The sequence below is a fragment of the Mixta theicola genome, assembly GCF_002895925.1.
In the GTDB taxonomy this organism is placed as follows: domain Bacteria; phylum Pseudomonadota; class Gammaproteobacteria; order Enterobacterales; family Enterobacteriaceae; genus Mixta; species Mixta theicola.
The window spans coordinates 364,915-382,685 of record NZ_NWUO01000001.1 but is presented as its reverse complement, the minus strand read 5'-3'; the positions used below and the strand labels follow the sequence as shown (position 1 = coordinate 382,685).

Genomic DNA, 17,771 nt, shown 5'->3' with positions numbered 1-17,771 from the left:
CCGGCCCGGTTCTGTTTCCGGGCTGGTCTGCCGCCGTTTTAGTCGCCTTGTCGCAACGGGAGGAGTTCGGTGAATGTCAGAAGTGTTCAGATTCGGTAAGACGGCGGTTCGTCCTCAGCAGGCGCCGGTGCCGGTAATGATTGCCGGCCAGGCGATTATTGCCACCCGCTGTATTAGCGTGCTGCTGCTGATTAATGAACTGGGCTATGACGGCATAGCCGATTTTATTCACCGTAGCGCTCAGGCGTGGGATTCCACGCTCATTTTTATCGCCAGCCAGCTCCTGTTCTTTATCGAGCTGCGCTGCGCGCTGACGCTGATGCGCGGCTCGCGCCGTGGCCGCCTGCTGTATGCGCTAACCCAGGCGATCGTACTGTTCTATCTGTGGGCCGCTTCTGTCGGCTGGATCTATCCGGAGATTTTCAGCATTAGCGGCGCCAGTAATGGAGAAATCTTTCATCGTCTGATTATGCATAAGTCGCCCGATCTGCTGGTGCTGCTGCTGCTGTTTTTTCCTGCCAGCAGTCGGCAATTTTTCCAGCGCCGCTGAGCGACGAGTGCTACAATTCAGCCCCGCATCTGGCATCACCATTCATCACAGGCTAAATCATGCATTGCGCACTTTACGATGCAGACCGCTGTCGTTCCTGTCAGTGGCTGACAACTCCCTATCCTCAACAGCTGCAGATAAAACAGACGCATTTGCAGGCGCTGCTGCAGGAATTCCCCGTTGACGACTGGCAGCCGCCGGTTGATTCGTCGCAGTTCTCCTTTCGCAATAAAGCCAAAATGGTGGTCAGCGGCAGCGTTGAGCGGCCGGTGCTGGGTATTATGCATCGTGACGGCAGCCCGGTGGATTTAACCGCCTGTCCGCTTTATCCTGCCAGCTTCGCGCCGGTTTTTGCCGTGCTGAAGCCGTTTATCGCCCGCGCCGGCCTGACGCCTTATAACGTGGCGCGCCGGCGCGGTGAGTTAAAATTTCTGTTGCTCAGCGAAAGTTCGCTGGACGGCAAGCTGATGCTGCGCTTTGTGCTGCGCTCCACCGCTAAACTTGAGCAGCTGCGCGCCGCGCTGCCGTGGCTACAGCAACAGCTGCCGCAGCTGTCGGTGATCTCTGCCAATATCCAGCCGGTGCCGATGGCGATCCTTGAAGGGGAAGAAGAGATTGCGCTGACGGAAAATCAGCTACTGGCGGAACAGCTTAACCATGTTCCGCTCTATATTCGGCCGCGCAGTTTCTTTCAGACCAACCCCGAAGTGGCGGCGCGGCTGTATGATACCGCGCGCCGCTGGGTCAGCGAGCTGCAGGTTAAATCGATGTGGGATCTGTTTTGCGGCGTGGGTGGCTTTGGCCTGCACTGCGCGACGCCAGAGATGCAGCTGACCGGCATTGAGATCGGCGCAGAGGCGATCGCCTGCGCGCAGCGTTCGGCACAGCAGATTGGGCTGGAAAACGTGCGGTTTGCGGCGCTGGATTCAACGCGCTTTGCCACTGAAGAAGGAGAGGTGCCGGAGCTGGTGTTGGTTAATCCGCCGCGCCGTGGAATTGGCGCTGAGCTGTGTGATTACCTGAGCCGCATGGCGCCGTCATGGCTGCTCTATTCCAGCTGTAACGCCGAAAGTATGGCGCAGGATATTGCGCGACTTGAGCATTACCATATTCGTCGGGTGCAGCTGTTTGATATGTTCCCGCATACCGCGCATTACGAAGTGCTGACGCTGTTACAGCGACGCCAGTAGCAGATCGGAGAAGTCATTTCCCCTCCCGGAGCATGCAGAACCCACGGCAAAGACGCTCTCCGATCCGCCTATTTTACGCTTAGTGGGCAAACCACTTGTCGTTAATTTTTTGCAGCGTGCCGTCCGCTTTAACCGCCGCCAGCGCCGCGTTCAGTTTGGTCAGCAGCGCCTGGTTATCCGGGCGCACCGCGATACCCAGACCGGTGCCGAAATATTGCGGATCGGTTACGGCTTTGCCCACGGTTCCCAGCTGCGGGTTGGCCTTCAGCCACTCATTGACCACCGCCGTATCGCCAAAGACGCCATCGAGACGACCATTTTTCAGATCGAGTATCGCATTCTGATAGCTGTCGTAAGCCACGGTTTTTATTTCAGGATGCTTATCCTGGAGATAACGCTGATGCGTGGTGCCGTTTTCCATACCGATGCGTTTTCCTTTCAGCGCCGCGAGATCCGCATATTTCCCTTTTTCCGCGATCACCACCGCCGAGTTGGCGTAGTAGGGCTGGGTAAAGGCAACCTGCTTGCTGCGCTCTGGCGTAATATCCATGCCGGAAATCACCGCATCATAGCGGCGAAACTTCAGGGCCGGGATCAGGCTATCGAAAGGATTATTGGTAAAGGTACACTCCGCTTTCATTTGCTGGCAGAGCGCCTGCGCCAAATCCATATCGAAGCCGACGATTTTGTTTTCGCTATTCAGGGATTCAAACGGCGGATAGGTGGCTGAAGAGGCGAAACGAATTTTTTCCGCTGCGCCAGCGTTAAGCGCTACGCCTGCCAGCGCGGCGGCCAGTAACCATTTTTTCATCGGGAATGCTCCTGTTTCTCATTATGATTTTTTGCCCAGCGGCGAGAAACAAGATGCCATCGAATGCATTGTTATGCAACATAAGTGGATAAATAATGAAAAAAGGTGGGTTTCCCCACCTTTTTAATGCGCTATCGCTGTTGTTGGCCGCTAGTTGCGGCGCTCAAAGGCCAGCGCGCGATGCTCAATCAGGCGCATCAGCAGCGTGAGCAGGCCGTTGACGCACAGGTAAATCAGACCGGCGGCGGCAAAGACCATAACGTCATAGGTACGGCCATATAGCAGTTGGCCGTGGCCCATCACTTCCATTAGCGTAATGGTGTAAGCCAGCGAGGTGCTTTTAAACACCAGCACCACCTCATTGGAATAGGAGGAGAGGGCGCGCTTAAAGGCGTAGGGCAGCAGAATACGCAAGGTATCACGGCGCGTCATGCCGAGCGCCGCGCAGGATTGCCACTGACCGGCAGGGATGGCGCGTACCGCGCCGTAAAACAGCTGAGTGGTATAGGCGGCGCTGTTTAACGACAGGGCCAGCAGGGCGCACAGCCAGGGCTCGGAAAGCAGATGCCACAGCCAGTCAATTTTCTGCAGGGCGGGAAACTGCCCCGGACCGTAATAAATCAAAAAGATTTGCACCAGCAGCGGCGTGCCGGTAAACAGCGTGATATAGCCTTTCACCAGCTGACTGACCACCGGCGTTTTCAGCGCCAGCACCATAGTAAACAGCAGGGAAAGGATCAGTGCCGCCACCAGCGAAGCGAGCGTTAGCGTCAGGCTGGTCTGTAACCCTTTCAACAGTTCAGGAAGATAGGCCAGCATTAGCTGTTCCCTCGTTCAAAACGCGTGGTGCGCAATTCGATACGTTTCAACACCATCTGGCTCAGCAACGTGATAATCAGATAGATGGCCGCCGCCAGCAGATACCAGGTAAACGGCTCCTGCGTGCGGGTGGCGATACTGCGGGTTTGCAGCATCAGATCGTTTACGCTAATCAGCGAGACCAGCGCGGTATCTTTGAGCAGCACCAGCCACTGGTTGCCCAGTCCAGGCAGGGCGTGACGCCACATCTGCGGCATAATCAGACGGAAGAAGATCGCTGATTTTTTCATGCCCAGCGCCTGGCCTGATTCCCACTGGCCGACCGGCACCGCCTTCAGCGCGCCGCGTAGCGTTTGCGAGGCGTAAGCGGAGTAGAGGAACGACAGCGCAATCACGCCGCACAGGAAAGGGCTGACGTCAAAATTCTCGATCTGCATCTGTACCGGCAGCGTAACCAGGCCCAGGTTAATCACAAAGCCGTCAGAGAGCGTAAGCAGCAGCTGGGAAGCGCCGAAATAGATAAACAGCACCACCAGAATTTCCGGCAGGCCACGGATCAGCGTTACCAGCGCCGTGCCAGCCCAGGCGATCGGACGCCAGCGCACCGATTCCCAACCGGCAAACAGCATCGCCAGGGTCAGACCCACCAGCAGCGCACAGACGGCAAGGCCGACGGTCATCCCGGCGGCGCTTGCAAGAGGAAAGAATTCGTTCATTTAATTACTGCTGGAACCATTTGCTGTAGATGGTCTTGTAAGTGCCGTCAGCTTTGACTTTATCCAGCGCGGCGTTGAATTTCTCCTGCAGCGCGCTGTTGCCCTGACGTACCGCAATGCCCAGACCGGTGCCGAAATAGGCTTTATCGGTGACTTTCTCGCCAACCGCCGCCAGGTTCTGGTTCTGCTTCAGCCATTCGTTGACCACCGCCGTATCGCCAAATACCGCATCAATACGACCATTCTTCAGATCGAGAATCGCATTCTGATAGCTGTCGTAAGGCACGGTGGTGATCTCGCTGTGCTTATCCGTCAGGTATTTCTGGTGCGTGGTGCCGTTCTGAACGCCAACGCGCTTGCCGTTCAGCGCGGCGATATCCGCCACTTTGCCTTTCTGGGTAATAAACAGCGCCGAGTTTTCATAGTAAGGCTTGCTGAACAGCACCTGTTTTTCACGCTCAGGCGTAATATCCATCCCGGCCATTACCGCATCGAAACGGCGAAATTTCAGGCTGGGGATCAGACTATCAAACGCCTGATTGGTAAAGGTACAGGTGGCGTTCATCTCTTTGCACAGCGCGTTAGCCAGATCAACGTCAAAGCCCATAATTTTATTATTGGCATCGACAAATTCAAACGGAGGGTAGGAGGCTTCCGTGGCAAAGCGAATGGTGTCGGCAGCGGAAGCGCTCAGGCTGATACCGGCTAACAGAGCAGCAAGAACAATTTTTTTCATCTTTATGGCCTTACTCAGTGCGAGAGATAATTAGCAAACGCGTCGGTTTGCGGCTGTGTAAATCGGCTGGCATCACCCTGTTCAACAATATAGCCATTTTCCATATACACCACGCGGCTGGCCGTTTTACGGGCGACTTCAACCTCATGGGTAACGATGACCTGAGTGATATTGGTTTGTGCCAGCTCACGAATAATGCTGACGATCTGCGCGGTAATTTCCGGATCGAGCGCGGCGGTAGGCTCATCGAACAGCAGCACCGCGGGCTCCATCATCAGCGCACGGGCAATCGCTACGCGCTGTTGCTGACCGCCGGAAAGCTGCAGCGGAAAACGATCGGCGTGCGGCGTCAGACGCAGACGCTCCAGCAGCTTATCGGCGCGTTGGTGGGCGCGCTCTTTCGACAGCCCCAGCACGCGACAGGGCGCTTCGATCAGGTTCTGCTTAACCGTCAGGTGCGGCCAGAGATTATATTGCTGAAATACCATGCCCACGTTCTGTCGCAGCTCGCGGATCGCGTCATCGCCGGGTTTTTTGCTGAAGTCAAAATCATGACCGGCGATGCTGAGCGTACCGGAACGCGGCATTTCAAGCAGATTTAATACGCGCAGGAGCGAGCTTTTACCGGCACCGCTGGGGCCCAACAGCACCAGCGTTTCGCCTTCCGGGCACGTTAGCTGAATATCGAACAGCGCCTGCTGGGCGCCATAAAAACAATTTATACCGTTAAGTTGAATACTCATGCGCCAAAAATGAATAGCAATTGATGCCGCAAATCTTAACGCCCACAGAATAGTTATGCAATCATTGCGCGTTTAAATTTATTAATGAGTAGCGGAATGGCTAAAGCGTAGCATATGAACCTGGCATGTAGCGCAGCAGAGGTGAATAAGAAGGAAGATGGTATTCTTATCGGATAACCATAGCGCCGCGCGCATGCGGCGCTATGGCTAAACGAGGGTTGATAAGCGCCTGGCCGGAGAGCGTTATTTTTCCAGAAGCTGGCTCAACGCACCGCCGCCAGGACGCTGCCAGTTAGCCACATAACGTACGTCGTCTACCGTCCAGCAGACGCCTTCGCGCACCATTAATACCTCATCCTGCCAGCTAACGCTTTTATCGCCTTCGCGCGTCAGCTCAACGCGCAGCGGAATATTGCGCGCGTCGGTATTGGGAATTTTCGACGCATCGGCCACTTTCGCGCCGGTGGGGCCCTGCGCCAGGCTGGAGAAGAGATCGCCCTGACGCCATTCGGCAGGCTTATCGCTTTGCGCATTGGCTTTCAGCAGGCTTTGATAAAGCTTTTCACTCAGGTAAGGACGGTAGCGCGCCAGCAGCTGGCTGTCCGGTAGGCCCTGGGTTGGCTGAGCGGTGCGTAAATCATAGAATTTTTGCGCTACCGTATCCGGTCCGCCATCCACACAAGGGGCTACGCGCGTACCGATATCTTTATAGGCAGGCTCCACGGTAGTACAGGCGCTCAGCAGCAGAACAGCCGGCAGCAGGGCGGCAATCGCTTTGTTTTTCATCTCATTTTCCTTATGGTCAACGGGTAACGCTTTGTTTTAGCATAAAGTATAGCCGTGCTTTTTAGCCGCACGGACTAAACTGTCGCTGAATCAGAAAAGGAGAAGAGAATGAAATTAACCACTACGCCAACGCTGGAAGGACAAACGATTACCGAATATTGCGGCGTCGTCACCGGCGAGGCGATTCTCGGCGCGAATATTTTCCGCGATTTCTTTGCCGGGATCCGCGACATTGTCGGCGGCCGTTCCGGCGCGTATGAAAAAGAGCTGCGTAAGGCGCGTGAGATTGCGTTTGCCGAGCTGGAGCAGCAGGCGAAAGCGCTGGGCGCAAATGCGGTAGTCGGTATCGATATTGACTATGAAACCGTGGGCAAGGAGAGCAGTATGCTGATGGTCAGCGTGAGCGGCACGGCAGTTAAAATACGATGAACGCACGTTTAGGGCTGAGCCTGCTGCTGTTGCTGTTAGCAGGCTGTACGCCGGGGCTGGAGCAGCGTCAGGGCTATAGCGTTGATACCCGGCTGGCGGCGCAGGGCGCCAGGCCCCGCGTGAAGACGATTGTTATTCATTATACCGCGGAAGATTTCTCTTCCTCGCTGGCAACGCTTATTGATAAAGATGTGAGCGTGCATTATCTGATCCCCACGCAGCCGCCGCAGCATCGCGGCACGCCGCTTATCTGGCAGCTGGTGCCGGAAAAGGAGCTGGCGTGGCACGCGGGAGCGAGCTACTGGCGCGGCGCCACGCGGCTCAACGATACCTCAGTAGGGATTGAACTGGTAAATCCTGGCTACCGCACAACGGCGCAGGGACGGCAGTTTTATCCCTTTGCGCCCGCACAGATTGCCGCGCTGCTGCCGCTGCTGCGCGATTTAATCAGCCGTTACCATATTCAGCCGCAAAATATTGTCGGGCACAGCGATATTGCGCCGCAGCGTAAGCAGGATCCGGGAGCGCGTTTTCCCTGGGCGCAGCTTGCCGTACAGGGAATTGGCGCCTGGCCGGAGCCCGCGCGGGTAGAAGAACTATTGCAGGGGCGCGATCGCCTGCAGCCGGTGGCGCAGGAGGCATTGCTCAGTCTGCTGGCGCGCTATGGCTATGAGGTTAACGCGGCGGTAACGCCTGCGCAGCAGCAGAAGCTGATTGCAGCTTTTCAGATGCATTTTCGGCCCGCCAGCTATTCCGGGCGGGCTGATGCAGAAACGTGGGCTATTGCCCAGGCGCTGGTGGAAAAGTATGGGCGCTGAGGCGATCGGCGCCGGTTATTAATCTCTACTGGGCGGCGAGAAACGCTTTCCATTGGTTCACCACCTGCTGCAGGGCGGCGCGATCAACGTCCAGATGGGTGACCAGCCGCGTGACCGGCCCCACCGACAGCAGAATATTGCGCGCCTGCATCCAGGCCTTTAACGGCGCGACCTGTTCCGGCGGCAGCCGGGCGAAAACCATATTGGTATGCTGACTGACGTTAATATCCAGCTCGCCGAGCTGCTCCGCCAGCCAGCGGGCGTTATCGTGATCCTCTTTAAGGCGCATCACATTATTCTCCAGCGCATACAGCCCGGCCGCCGCCAGAATACCCGCCTGGCGCATACCGCCGCCGGTCATTTTACGCCAGCGCCGCGCGCGCTGAATATATTCCGCATCGCCGCACAACAGCGAACCCACCGGCGTGCCTAACCCCTTCGACAGGCAGATTGTCAGCGTATCGCAATAACGGGTAAGGGAGCCCAGCGGCAGCTCAAGCGCTACGGCGGCGTTGAAAATGCGCGCGCCGTCAATATGCAGCGCCAGCTGATGTTCGCGCGTAAAGCGCCAGGCGTCAGCCAGATACGCCACGGGCAATACTTTGCCGCCAATGGTGTTTTCCAGGCTTAACAGGCGTGTGCGGGCAAAGTGAATATCGTCAGGCTTAATCACCGCCGCGACCTTATCCAGCGGCAGCGAGCCATCTTCCGCCGCCTCTATCGGCTGGGGCTGAATGCTGCCCAGCACCGCCGCGCCGCCCGCTTCGTACTTATAGTTATGCGCCAGCTGACCAACAATATATTCCTCGCCGCGCTGGCAATGGGTCAGCAGGGCGACCAGGTTGGCCTGCGTGCCGGTAGGCAAAAACAGCGCGGCCTGTTTGCCGCTCAGCCGTGCGGCTTCCGCCTCCAGCGCGTTAACGGTAGGATCGTCACCGTAAACGTCGTCGCCCGTACGGGCAGAAACTATTGCCGACAGCATCGCCGGCGACGGGCGGGTGACGGTATCACTGCGTAGATCTATCACTTAGACGCTCCTCAAAAAAAAACGGGCAGCAGCGCCGCCCGTGATAATAGCTTAAGGATGTTTTACCGCAGCCGGTCATTTTATGCCAGACCGATGGCCGCGCCGCCCGTTAAAAGCGGTATACCCGCGCCTCCCAGGGCCGTAAGCGGAGAGGATCCGCAGCAGAAGGGTAGTTCGCCAGCAACGGCGCCGGCCCGTTCGACGGCATCTCCTGTGCGTCACACTCCGCATCTTCGCCGCTCAGGTTGCATACTACCAGCAGCCGATCCTCATCCAGCGTGCGGGTATAGGCATAGATTTGCGGATGCGCCGCCATCAGCAGCTGATAGCGGCCATAGACCAATGTCGGTTCACTTTTGCGCAGGCGGATAAGCGCGCGGTAAAAGTTCAGTACCGAATCTGGCTCCTGCTGCTGGCGTGCTACGTTGATGCGTTCATAGTTAGGGTTCACTTTCAGCCACGGCGTCGCGTTGCTGAAACCGGCATGCTGTCCGGCATCCCACTGCATTGGCGTGCGCGAATTGTCCCGGCCGATGCTGCTCAGAAAAGAGAGGATCTCCGCCTCTTCCATTCCCTGCTGCCGTAGCTGAACGGCGTAATTACGCGCCGAAACATCGTCAAAATCGTCAAGGTTGTCGAAGCGGGTATTGGTCATGCCGATTTCCTGCCCCTGATAGATAAAAGGCGTGCCCTGCATCAGAAAGTACATTGCGGCAATGGCGGTGGCGCTTTCGCGCCAGTAGCGTCCGGTATCGCCCCATTTGGAGATAACGCGCGGCACATCATGGTTTTCCACATACAGCGCGTTCCAGCCACGGTTTTCCAGGGCGTGTTGCCAGCGGGTAAAAATCGCTTTAAGCGCGCCGAGATCGAGCTTATCGACGCTGGTGGTTTCCCACAGCCTGACGTGCTCAAACTGAAAAATCATATTCAGCCGCTCACGATGTTCTCCCACCCATTCTTCGGCCTGTTCTGCGGATGCGCCGTTCACTTCGCCGACCGTCATGATGTCGTAATGACTGAATACCTGAGTACAGATCTCATCGACATAATCAAACAGGCCATCATAGTTAAGATGGCGCTCAAAGGAGGGAACGTAGCGCAGCCCCTGCGGATTAGGCATATCGGCCAGCGTCGGTTCTTTTTTCATATGGCAGATGGCGTCAATGCGAAAGCCATCTATGCCTTTATCCAGCCACCAGCGCATCATGTCGTAAATGGCGGCGCGCATTTGCGGGTTTTCCCAGTTCAGGTCTGGCTGACGGGCGGAGAACAAATGCAAAAAATATTGTCCGGTCGCCTCATCCTTTTTCCATGCCGAACCCTTAAAGATGCTTTCCCAGTTGTTAGGCTCAGCGCCGTTTTTACCGTCGCGCCAGATATACCAGTCGCGTTTAGGGTTATCTTTGGCGGAGCGCGATTCAATAAACCACGGATGTTCATCGGAGGTGTGATTCACCACCAGGTCGATAATCAGGCGCATCCCGCGCAGATGGACTTCCTGTAACAGGCGGTCAAAGTCGGCCATCGTGCCGAACTCAGCCATGATCGCCTGATAGTCGCTAATATCGTAGCCGTTATCATCGTTAGGCGATTTATACATGGGGCAGATCCAGATAACATCGATCCCTAACGCCTGCAGATAATCCAGCTTGCCGGTAATGCCATTCAGATCGCCGATGCCGTCGCCATTGCTGTCCATAAAGCTGCGTGGGTAAATTTGATAGGCCACGGCCTCTTTCCACCAGTTTTTTCGCTGCCGGTTGGTGATTTTACTCATATTCTCTTCCTTATCTGACTGCATGACGGTCCGGATAGCGGGTAACAGGGCGATCCGGTAACGCATCTCAATGGTATAAAAGTTACGGACACGCTGGCGTAGCCCGTAAGTTGAGTTCAGCTTCTGTAATGATTCCGCGCGGCAATCTCAGGGCCGACGCAGCATCAGCATAAACGCTTCCCAGGGTTGCATCGCCAGCTTCTCCTGCCAGCCATCGCGTGGCGCATAGTTGGCGCTCAGGCACTCGCCTGACAGATGTTGCAGCCCCTCCGGCAGATCCAGTTCCAGCGGGTCGCCAGAGAAATTGCCTATCACCAGCAGCCAGCGATCGCCCAGGGTACGCTGGTAAGCAAAGAGCTGCGGATGATCGGCCAGCAGCATTTGATAATCGCCGTACACCAGGATGTCATGTTCTTTGCGCAGCTGGATCAGCCGTTGATAATGGTAAAAAATAGAGTCAGGATCGTGCAGCGCGGCCGCTACGTTAATTTCATGATAGTTGGCATTAACGCCAATCCACGGTTCGCCACGGGTAAAGCCCGCATTTGGCTGGTCGTTCCACTGCACAGGCGTACGGGCGTTATCCCGGCCGTTAGCATAAATACCGGCCATCATCTCCTCGTGAGAGACGCCGCTCGCGAGAAATTCCTGATAGCGGTTGTGGCTTTCAACGTCGCGATAGGCTTCGATGTTGTCGAAGCGCACGTTAGTCATGCCGATCTCTTCGCCCTGATAGATATAGGGCGTTCCCTTAAGCCCGTGCAGCACGGTTGCCAGCAGTTTGGCGGATTCGATGCGATAGCGATCGGGATCGCCGAATTTGGAGACGGCGCGCGGCAGGTCGTGGTTGTTCCAGAACAGCGAATTCCAGCCGCACTCTGCCAGCCCGGTTTGCCATTTATCGATAACCGACTTAAACGTCAGCAGCTCAAACGGTTTGCTGCGCCATTTCCCTAATTTCGCATCCCAGGTCTGAATAATATGTTCAAACTGGAATACCATCGACAGCTCTTCGCGTGCCGGGTCCGAATAGAGCCGCGCGATTTCCGGCGTCGCGCTCCAGGTTTCGCCCACCGTCAACACATCGCGTTGGCCAAAGGTGGCGCGGTTCATCTGTTGCAGTAGCGGATGCAGATTGGCTCCGTTGGCCATAATCTGTTTATCCACTTCCTTACCGATAAGGTCGATAACATCCATGCGGAAGCCCCCGATCCCCTTATCCAGCCACCAGTTCATCATCTGATGAACCTCCTGCTGCACCTTAGGGTTTTCCCAGTTCAGATCCGGCTGCCGACGGGTAAACTGATGCAGATAATACTCCTGCGTGGCCTCATCATATTCCCAGCCGCTGCCGCCGAAATGGGAGCGATAATCGTTTGGCGGACCGCCGTCAGCCGCCGGGCTACGCCAGACATAGTAATCACGGTACGGGTTATCTTTCGATTTTCTGGCCTCGATAAACCACGGATGTTCATCCGAGGTATGGTTGACCACCAGATCCATCAGGATGCGAATATCGCGCCGGGCCGCTTCGGCAATAAGCTGTTCCATTTCGGCCAGCGTACCGAATTCAGCGGCAATGTCCTGATAGTCAGATATATCGTAGCCGTTATCATCCATCGGCGAGCGGAACACCGGGGAAAGCCAGATCACGTTGATTCCCAGCGTCTGCAAATAATCCAGTTTTTCGATAATGCCCGCTAAATCACCAACGCCGTCGCCGTTAGTATCCATAAAGCTGCGTGGGTAGATCTGATAAACCACGGCGTTATGCCACCATTTCTTTTCGGTTACTGAAGTCATTTTGAGTTCCGTTAGCGTTAAAAAGAGGTTTAATGGGTGTGTTCAGAAGAGAGCAGGCGACGAAATGCTTTGCCCTCGCGATCGAACAGGTAGCAGCACTCGACCGGCAGCCGGATGCCGACCGTTTCGCCGGTCGCGATCGTCGAACGATCGGCGTTGCGCACCACCCAGGGGTCGCCGGCGTTGCCGTTATCCAGATACAGGTAGGTTTCATTGCCCATATGCTCGACAAACCTGACCTCGCCCAGATATTCGCACTGCTGCGGATCGCCCCACTGAATATGCTCAGGCCGGATGCCGAGGTTAACGCTTTCGCCTTCGGCCGCAGGCGGCGTGGCCACCGGCAGCAGCAGCTCTTTGCCGTTATCGAGCATCACCACGCTCTGTTGTTCGCCGCTGCGCTTGAGGATGGCTGGGATGAGGTTCATGCGCGGCGAGCCGATAAACTGCGCGACAAATTCATTGGCCGGACGATCGTAAAGCTCCAGCGGCGTGCCTACCTGCTCAATATGGCCTTTGTTCAGCACCACGATACGATCGGCCAGCGTCATCGCTTCCACCTGATCGTGGGTGACATACACAATGGTTGCGCCAAGCCGCTTATGCAGGGCGGCAATTTCCATGCGCATCTGTACCCGCAGCGAAGCATCAAGGTTAGAGAGCGGCTCATCAAACAAAAACAGCTTGGGCTCACGTACGATCGCCCGGCCAATGGCGACCCGCTGGCGCTGACCGCCGGAGAGATCTTTCGGGCGTCGATCCAGTAAAGGTTCCAGCTGCAAAATCCGCGCGCTTTCGCGTACCCGGCTATCAATCTCTTTAGCCGAATAACCCGCCAGCTCCAGCGCAAAGGCCATATTTTTGTAAACGCTCATATGCGGATAAAGCGCGTAAGACTGGAATACCATGCCGATGCCGCGTTCGGAGGGCGTATCATCGTTAACGTAAGCGTTATTGATATACATGCCGCCGCTGCTTATCTCTTCCAGACCGGCGATCATGCGTAGCAGCGTCGATTTGCCGCAGCCGGAAGGCCCGACAATGACCACGAACTCTCCGCTGTTGATGTGTAAATCCAGCGATTTAATCACTTCGGCCGATTTGCCGTAGCGCTTTTGCAATTTTTCCAGGGTTAACTGTGCCATCGATCGCTTCCTGTTTTCTTTGTTCACCGTGCAGGGCGTGGTCCGCTTGCGGGCTGCGCCCGTCTGAAGGGGGATTTCGCCGTTGCTCAACGCTTATCCTTTTACCGCACCGCTGGTAAGGCCGCTGACAATGCGTTTCTGGAAGATAAGCACCATTACAATGATGGGCAGCGTGACTATCACCGACGCCGCCATAATGCTGCCCCAGGGAAGCTCATACTGAGAGGCGCCCTGAAACATCCCGATAGCAACCGGTACGGTGCGCTTGTCGCTGCTGATGATAAAAGTCAGCGCGAACATAAATTCGTTCCAGGCGCCGATAAAGGCCAGCAGGCCGGTAGTGACCAGTGAAGGCCCCATAATGGGAGCAAACACGCGGCTGATAATTACCCAGGTACTGGCGCCGTCAACGATGGCGGCCTCTTCCAGTTCTACCGGGATTGATTTCATAAAGGTGGTCAAAACCCAAATAGTGAAGGGCAGGGAGAAGGTGGTGTAAGAGAGGACTAAAGCGCCCAGCGAGTCATACAGGCCGAGAAAACGCACCAGTTCAAACATACCCGACAGCACTGCGACCTGGGGAAACATAGAGACGCATAAAATAGTGAACAGCAGATATTTACGCCCGCGAAAAGAGATGCGCGCCAGGGCGAAGGCGGCGGTAATTGACACCAGCAGACAGAGGCCCACGGTGATAGTCGCTACCGCCACCGAGTTCAGCAGGCTGCGGGCGATGCCGTTATCCAGCAGCGCCGTAACATAGTTGCCCCAGTGAAAACTGCTGGGCAGATAATGCGCCTGAAACAGCTCCTGGCCCGAACGCAACGAGGTCAGAATGGCATAATAAAAAGGAAAAACACAAACGACGCAGGCGATAAGGGAGCCGAAATAAATCAGTGATTTATGGGCCAGTACGCGTTGTTGATGGCTCAGTTTCATCATTTTTCCTCTTTATCGTTCAGGCGGGAGACATAGAGGAAGCAGGCGGCAACTCCGGCCACGAGCATAAATACCAGTACCGAGGCGGCGGAGCCGGTTCCCATCTCCTGATAGCTCATGATCTGATCGCGGGCATAGCTGGACATCGACTGCGTTGCTTCGCTGTTGGAGGTCAGCACGTAAATCAGGTCGAAAACCCGCATCGCATCCATGATGCGGAAGATCAGCGCCACAATCATGGCGGGCATAATTAATGGCAGCGTGATGCGCCTGAAGCGTTGCCAGGCGTTGGCGCCGTCCACGCGTGCGGCCTCATACAGATCGCCTGGGATCAGTTGCAGGGCGGCCAGCAGCATCAGCGCCATAAACGGCGTGGTTTTCCAGACGTCGGTAATGACCACCGCCCACATCGAGAGCGATGGCTCCGCCAGCCAGGCCGGATGGGCATCAATAATGCCGAACTTATTCAGCAGATCGTTAACCACGCCGTACTGATCGTGGAACATCCAGCCCCACATTTTCGCGGTAACAATGGTGGGAATCGCCCAGGGGACCAGAACGGCGGTGCGAACCAGCGCCTGACCACGAAATTTCTGATTCATCAACAGCGCCAGCAGCATTCCCAGCACCAGCTCACACGATACCGATACCGTGCTGAACCAGAAGGTATTCATTACCGCATGCCACCAGAGCGGATCGGCCAGCACGCCATAGCTGCCGTCGGCGGTAGAAGAAAAGTAATTATCCAGGCCGACGAAGCTGTAATCCTGCGGGGCATCCAGTCTGGCATCGGTAAAGCTAAAAAACAGCGTGCGCAACAGCGGCCAGCCCGCCACCAGCGCCAACAGCGCTAATGCGGGCGTGACCAGCCACCAGGCGATAAGGCTACGCCTTTTTTGATGGTTCAGCTTTTTACGCAGTTTCTTGCGGGCTGGCGCGGCTCCCTGGGGAGCGGCAGCGGCGGCGGCATTGGGAGGGATTAACGTTTGCGTATACCGTTTCATTATACAACTCCAGGCGGTTAACGAAGCAGTGACACTTTGCAGACAGGGACCTGCCCCCTTTGAGGGCAGGCCGGGCGGTTAAGCGAAACTTAATGCCACTGTTTACCTTTGATGCGATTGAGCCGCTGCTGTAATGCGGCAACGGCTTTCTTGCCATCGGTACGGCCGCGCAGCACATCAAAAGTGGCGTTATAAATGGCGTTGGAAACCCTGGCGTATTGCCCTTTGGTCTGGGTGGCCGGACGGGGAGCGGCATCAGCAAAGATTTGCTTAAATTCAGCCAGGTAAGGCGCCCTTCCCAGCACTTCCTTATCGTCGTACAGCGCAACGCGCGTTGGCGAATAGCCCAACAGTTTTTGCGCCATTTTTTGTGATTCGGTATCGCTGACCATTCTTAACAGCGCAATCGCCGTTTCAGGATGTTTGGTTGCCGCATTGATCGACCACTGCCAGCCGCCCAGCGCGCTTACCGATTTTCCGCCTTCTCCTTTAGGCAGCGACATCACACCGACTTTGCCCTTAAGCGCACTGTCATCTCCCTGGCTTAAAACATAGGCGTAGGGCCAGTTGCGCATAAAGAGCGCGTCGCCATTCTGGAATACGGCGCGCGACTCTTCCTCTTTGTAGCCCAGCACGCCCGGCGGCGCTATTTTGCCGATCCAGGCGGCGGCCATATCCAGCGCTTTGGCCGCCTGGGGATTATTGATTGTCACCTTGCCGTCGCTATCGATAAATGAGCCGCCGTTGTGAGAATCGATCCACTCCAGCGCGTTACAGGTCAGCCCTTCATAGGATTTGCCCTGAAAGATCAGTCCCCAGAAATTACTGTGGCCGGCGTCGCGCTCAGCTTTCTGAATGCGGGTGGCGATCCGCGTCAAATCTTCCCAGGTAGCGGGCGGTTTCTCGTTGTATTTCTCCAGCAGATCCTTGCGATAATAGAGGGCGCCGGCATCAAGGTAGGAGGGAACGGCTTTGACCCGGCCGTTCACCATGTCGTTCTGCCAGGCGCCGGGGAAGAAATCTTTTTTAATATCAGCAACATGATCGGTTAGATCGAGCGTGTGCTTATCCAGCAGGCCAATCCATACCGTATCAGACTGGAACAGATCGACGGCGTTTTCATCGTTAGAGGCAAAGAGCTGCTGAAGCAGCGCCAGCTTTTCATCGGATGCGGGAGGAAGGTCGATAAACTGCAGCGTGTTGCCTGGATGCGCCGCCTCAAAGCGGTTTTTAACATATTTACAATATTCTTTTCCTCCCGGCGTGGAAGGACACTCCATGCGCAGCGTATCCGCATGCGCCATGGTGAAAGTGCTGGTCAACACCGCCGCTATCATACTCAATGTCAGTTTTTTCATTTTTCCTCGTCCTGTTCTGTCCAGAAAAGTATGCAGGAAAGGCTTTCGGCTGCGCCGAATGCACCGTGCCGGTGCCTGGGATAAACCGCTCCGGTAAGAAAAGACGTTAACGAATTGTGACAAATGACAGAAATCATATTTCCTCGTTGTGATATAGAAAAAATCTATATCAACAACCTTAAGCGTGATCATGGATAAGATTCTGCGTCAGTTCATCGAAGTCGCCACTTTTAAAAATGTGAGTCATGCAGCAAACAAGCTTTGTCTGAGCCAGCCGACTTTGACCCATAATATGAAAAAACTGGAAGAAAACATGGGGGTAACCCTGTTCGATCGTACGTCGACCGGGGTAAAGCTGACGGAGTATGGTGAGTTATTGCTGGAGCAGGGACGCATGATGCAGCGTATTTATGATAATACGCTGGTTAAAATCGCTTTTATTAAGGAACGCCAGGAGCAAAGCCTGAGAATGGGCACCGGACACGCCTGGTGGCATCTGTTTGTTAAGGATACCTTTGACGTTCACCGGCAGCGCTATCCCACCGCCAATATTCATATAGATTTAGGCAATCATCTGTGGCTTATGGAGCTGCTATTAAGCGGCGACATCGATCTGTTTATCGGCCATGAGATTCAGGGGCTGAATCCGAAGGCGGGTATCAGCTTTTTGCCGTTATTCAGTACCGCTAATAGCCTGTTTGTGCGTGCCGGTCATCCCTTGCTGAGCCTGCCGGTCGAGCCGGAAAAATTAGTCGATTATCCCTATGTGATGATGACCCCGGATGCGGTACGCCATCAGCATATCGTTGATGATATGCAACCGAAAAAACGTGAACGTAACCAATATCATCTAACGGAAAGGGTAATTTATTCCACCAATTGCATGCTGGCCGCTATCGATATTGTTAATAGCTCCGATGCGGTTATGCCTTATCCTGCCTGTGTGGCAGGCTATTTTAGCCGTTATGATATTGTGCCTTTGGCTTTATCTCAGGAGAGCAGCAGAGCAATGGTCGGCATTTACCTGCGGCGGGAAAATGCGGATGCGCCGCATATAAAACAGGCAATAAAGCTAATTTATCAGCATTTGCAGCAGCACGCTGATTTGCTGCGGTAA

18 protein-coding genes are annotated in these 17,771 nt (G+C 55.4%); 5 read left to right on the top strand and 13 right to left on the bottom strand.

The window, feature by feature from the left end:
- Positions 1-73: 73 nt before the first annotated feature.
- Entirely contained in the window at positions 74-550 is a 477-nt protein-coding gene (locus COO59_RS01790; RefSeq protein WP_103058114.1) for a YbjO family protein, read from the top strand.
- 59 nt (positions 551-609) lie between these two features.
- Positions 610-1,740 carry a 23S rRNA (uracil(747)-C(5))-methyltransferase RlmC gene (gene rlmC, locus COO59_RS01785; RefSeq protein WP_103058113.1) on the top strand — a complete coding sequence of 377 codons (1,131 nt, stop codon included), beginning with the start codon at positions 610-612 and terminating at the stop codon, positions 1,738-1,740.
- A gap of 79 nt (positions 1,741-1,819) precedes the next feature.
- On the opposite strand, the gene COO59_RS01780 is transcribed toward rlmC, so the two are convergent.
- From COO59_RS01780 to COO59_RS01755, 6 genes are all read right to left on the bottom strand, one after another.
- Positions 1,820-2,551, bottom strand: coding sequence for an arginine ABC transporter substrate-binding protein (locus COO59_RS01780; protein WP_103058112.1), 732 nt, complete (start codon positions 2,549-2,551; stop codon positions 1,820-1,822).
- Between the two features lie 150 nt (positions 2,552-2,701).
- The gene (gene artM, locus COO59_RS01775; protein ID WP_103058111.1) at positions 2,702-3,370 is read right to left on the bottom strand and encodes an arginine ABC transporter permease ArtM; all 669 of its coding nucleotides are present in this window, start codon (positions 3,368-3,370) and stop codon (positions 2,702-2,704) included.
- Entirely contained in the window at positions 3,370-4,086 is a 717-nt protein-coding gene (gene artQ / locus COO59_RS01770) for an arginine ABC transporter permease ArtQ (RefSeq protein ID WP_103058110.1), read from the bottom strand. Before artQ ends, artM begins: the two co-directional genes overlap by 1 nt.
- A gap of 4 nt (positions 4,087-4,090) precedes the next feature.
- Positions 4,091-4,822, bottom strand: coding sequence for an arginine ABC transporter substrate-binding protein (artJ, locus tag COO59_RS01765; protein WP_103058109.1), 732 nt, complete (start codon positions 4,820-4,822; stop codon positions 4,091-4,093).
- Between the two features lie 14 nt (positions 4,823-4,836).
- Entirely contained in the window at positions 4,837-5,565 is a 729-nt protein-coding gene (artP, locus tag COO59_RS01760; protein ID WP_103058108.1) for an arginine ABC transporter ATP-binding protein ArtP, read from the bottom strand.
- Positions 5,566-5,808: 243 nt separating this feature from the next.
- Positions 5,809-6,351, bottom strand: coding sequence for a lipoprotein (locus tag COO59_RS01755; RefSeq protein WP_103058107.1), 543 nt, complete (start codon positions 6,349-6,351; stop codon positions 5,809-5,811).
- A 108-nt stretch (positions 6,352-6,459) separates the two neighbouring features.
- On the opposite strand from COO59_RS01755, the gene COO59_RS01750 reads away from it, so the two are divergent.
- Both COO59_RS01750 and COO59_RS01745 read left to right on the top strand, forming a co-directional pair.
- On the top strand, positions 6,460-6,780 hold the full coding sequence (locus tag COO59_RS01750) for a heavy metal-binding domain-containing protein (RefSeq protein ID WP_103058106.1): 321 nt from the start codon (positions 6,460-6,462) through the stop codon (positions 6,778-6,780).
- Positions 6,777-7,598 (top strand): N-acetylmuramoyl-L-alanine amidase, encoded by an 822-nt coding sequence (locus tag COO59_RS01745; protein ID WP_103058105.1) that lies wholly within the window; start codon positions 6,777-6,779, stop codon positions 7,596-7,598. The genes COO59_RS01750 and COO59_RS01745 overlap by 4 nt, the downstream gene beginning before the upstream one ends.
- A gap of 25 nt (positions 7,599-7,623) precedes the next feature.
- Here the strand turns inward: COO59_RS01745 and ltaE are convergent, their stop codons facing one another.
- The 7 genes from ltaE to COO59_RS01710 form a co-directional block, all read right to left on the bottom strand.
- Entirely contained in the window at positions 7,624-8,625 is a 1,002-nt protein-coding gene (ltaE, locus tag COO59_RS01740; RefSeq protein WP_103058104.1) for a low-specificity L-threonine aldolase, read from the bottom strand.
- A 109-nt stretch (positions 8,626-8,734) separates the two neighbouring features.
- The gene (locus COO59_RS01735; protein ID WP_103058103.1) at positions 8,735-10,405 is read right to left on the bottom strand and encodes a glycoside hydrolase family 13 protein; all 1,671 of its coding nucleotides are present in this window, start codon (positions 10,403-10,405) and stop codon (positions 8,735-8,737) included.
- A gap of 147 nt (positions 10,406-10,552) precedes the next feature.
- Positions 10,553-12,208, bottom strand: a complete 1,656-nt coding sequence (locus tag COO59_RS01730) for a glycoside hydrolase family 13 protein (protein ID WP_103058102.1) — start codon at positions 12,206-12,208, stop codon at positions 10,553-10,555.
- A gap of 29 nt (positions 12,209-12,237) precedes the next feature.
- Positions 12,238-13,353 (bottom strand): ABC transporter ATP-binding protein, encoded by a 1,116-nt coding sequence (locus COO59_RS01725; RefSeq protein ID WP_103058101.1) that lies wholly within the window; start codon positions 13,351-13,353, stop codon positions 12,238-12,240.
- 93 nt (positions 13,354-13,446) lie between these two features.
- Positions 13,447-14,292, bottom strand: a complete 846-nt coding sequence (locus tag COO59_RS01720) for a carbohydrate ABC transporter permease (RefSeq protein ID WP_103058100.1) — start codon at positions 14,290-14,292, stop codon at positions 13,447-13,449.
- Entirely contained in the window at positions 14,292-15,296 is a 1,005-nt protein-coding gene (locus COO59_RS01715) for a carbohydrate ABC transporter permease (protein WP_103058099.1), read from the bottom strand. Before COO59_RS01715 ends, COO59_RS01720 begins: the two co-directional genes overlap by 1 nt.
- Positions 15,297-15,385: 89 nt before the next feature.
- The gene (locus tag COO59_RS01710) at positions 15,386-16,654 is read right to left on the bottom strand and encodes an ABC transporter substrate-binding protein (RefSeq protein ID WP_103058098.1); all 1,269 of its coding nucleotides are present in this window, start codon (positions 16,652-16,654) and stop codon (positions 15,386-15,388) included.
- A 184-nt stretch (positions 16,655-16,838) separates the two neighbouring features.
- On the opposite strand from COO59_RS01710, the gene COO59_RS01705 reads away from it, so the two are divergent.
- Positions 16,839-17,771: a LysR family transcriptional regulator gene (locus COO59_RS01705; RefSeq protein ID WP_103058097.1), complete on the top strand. Its 933-nt coding sequence runs from the start codon at positions 16,839-16,841 to the stop codon at positions 17,769-17,771.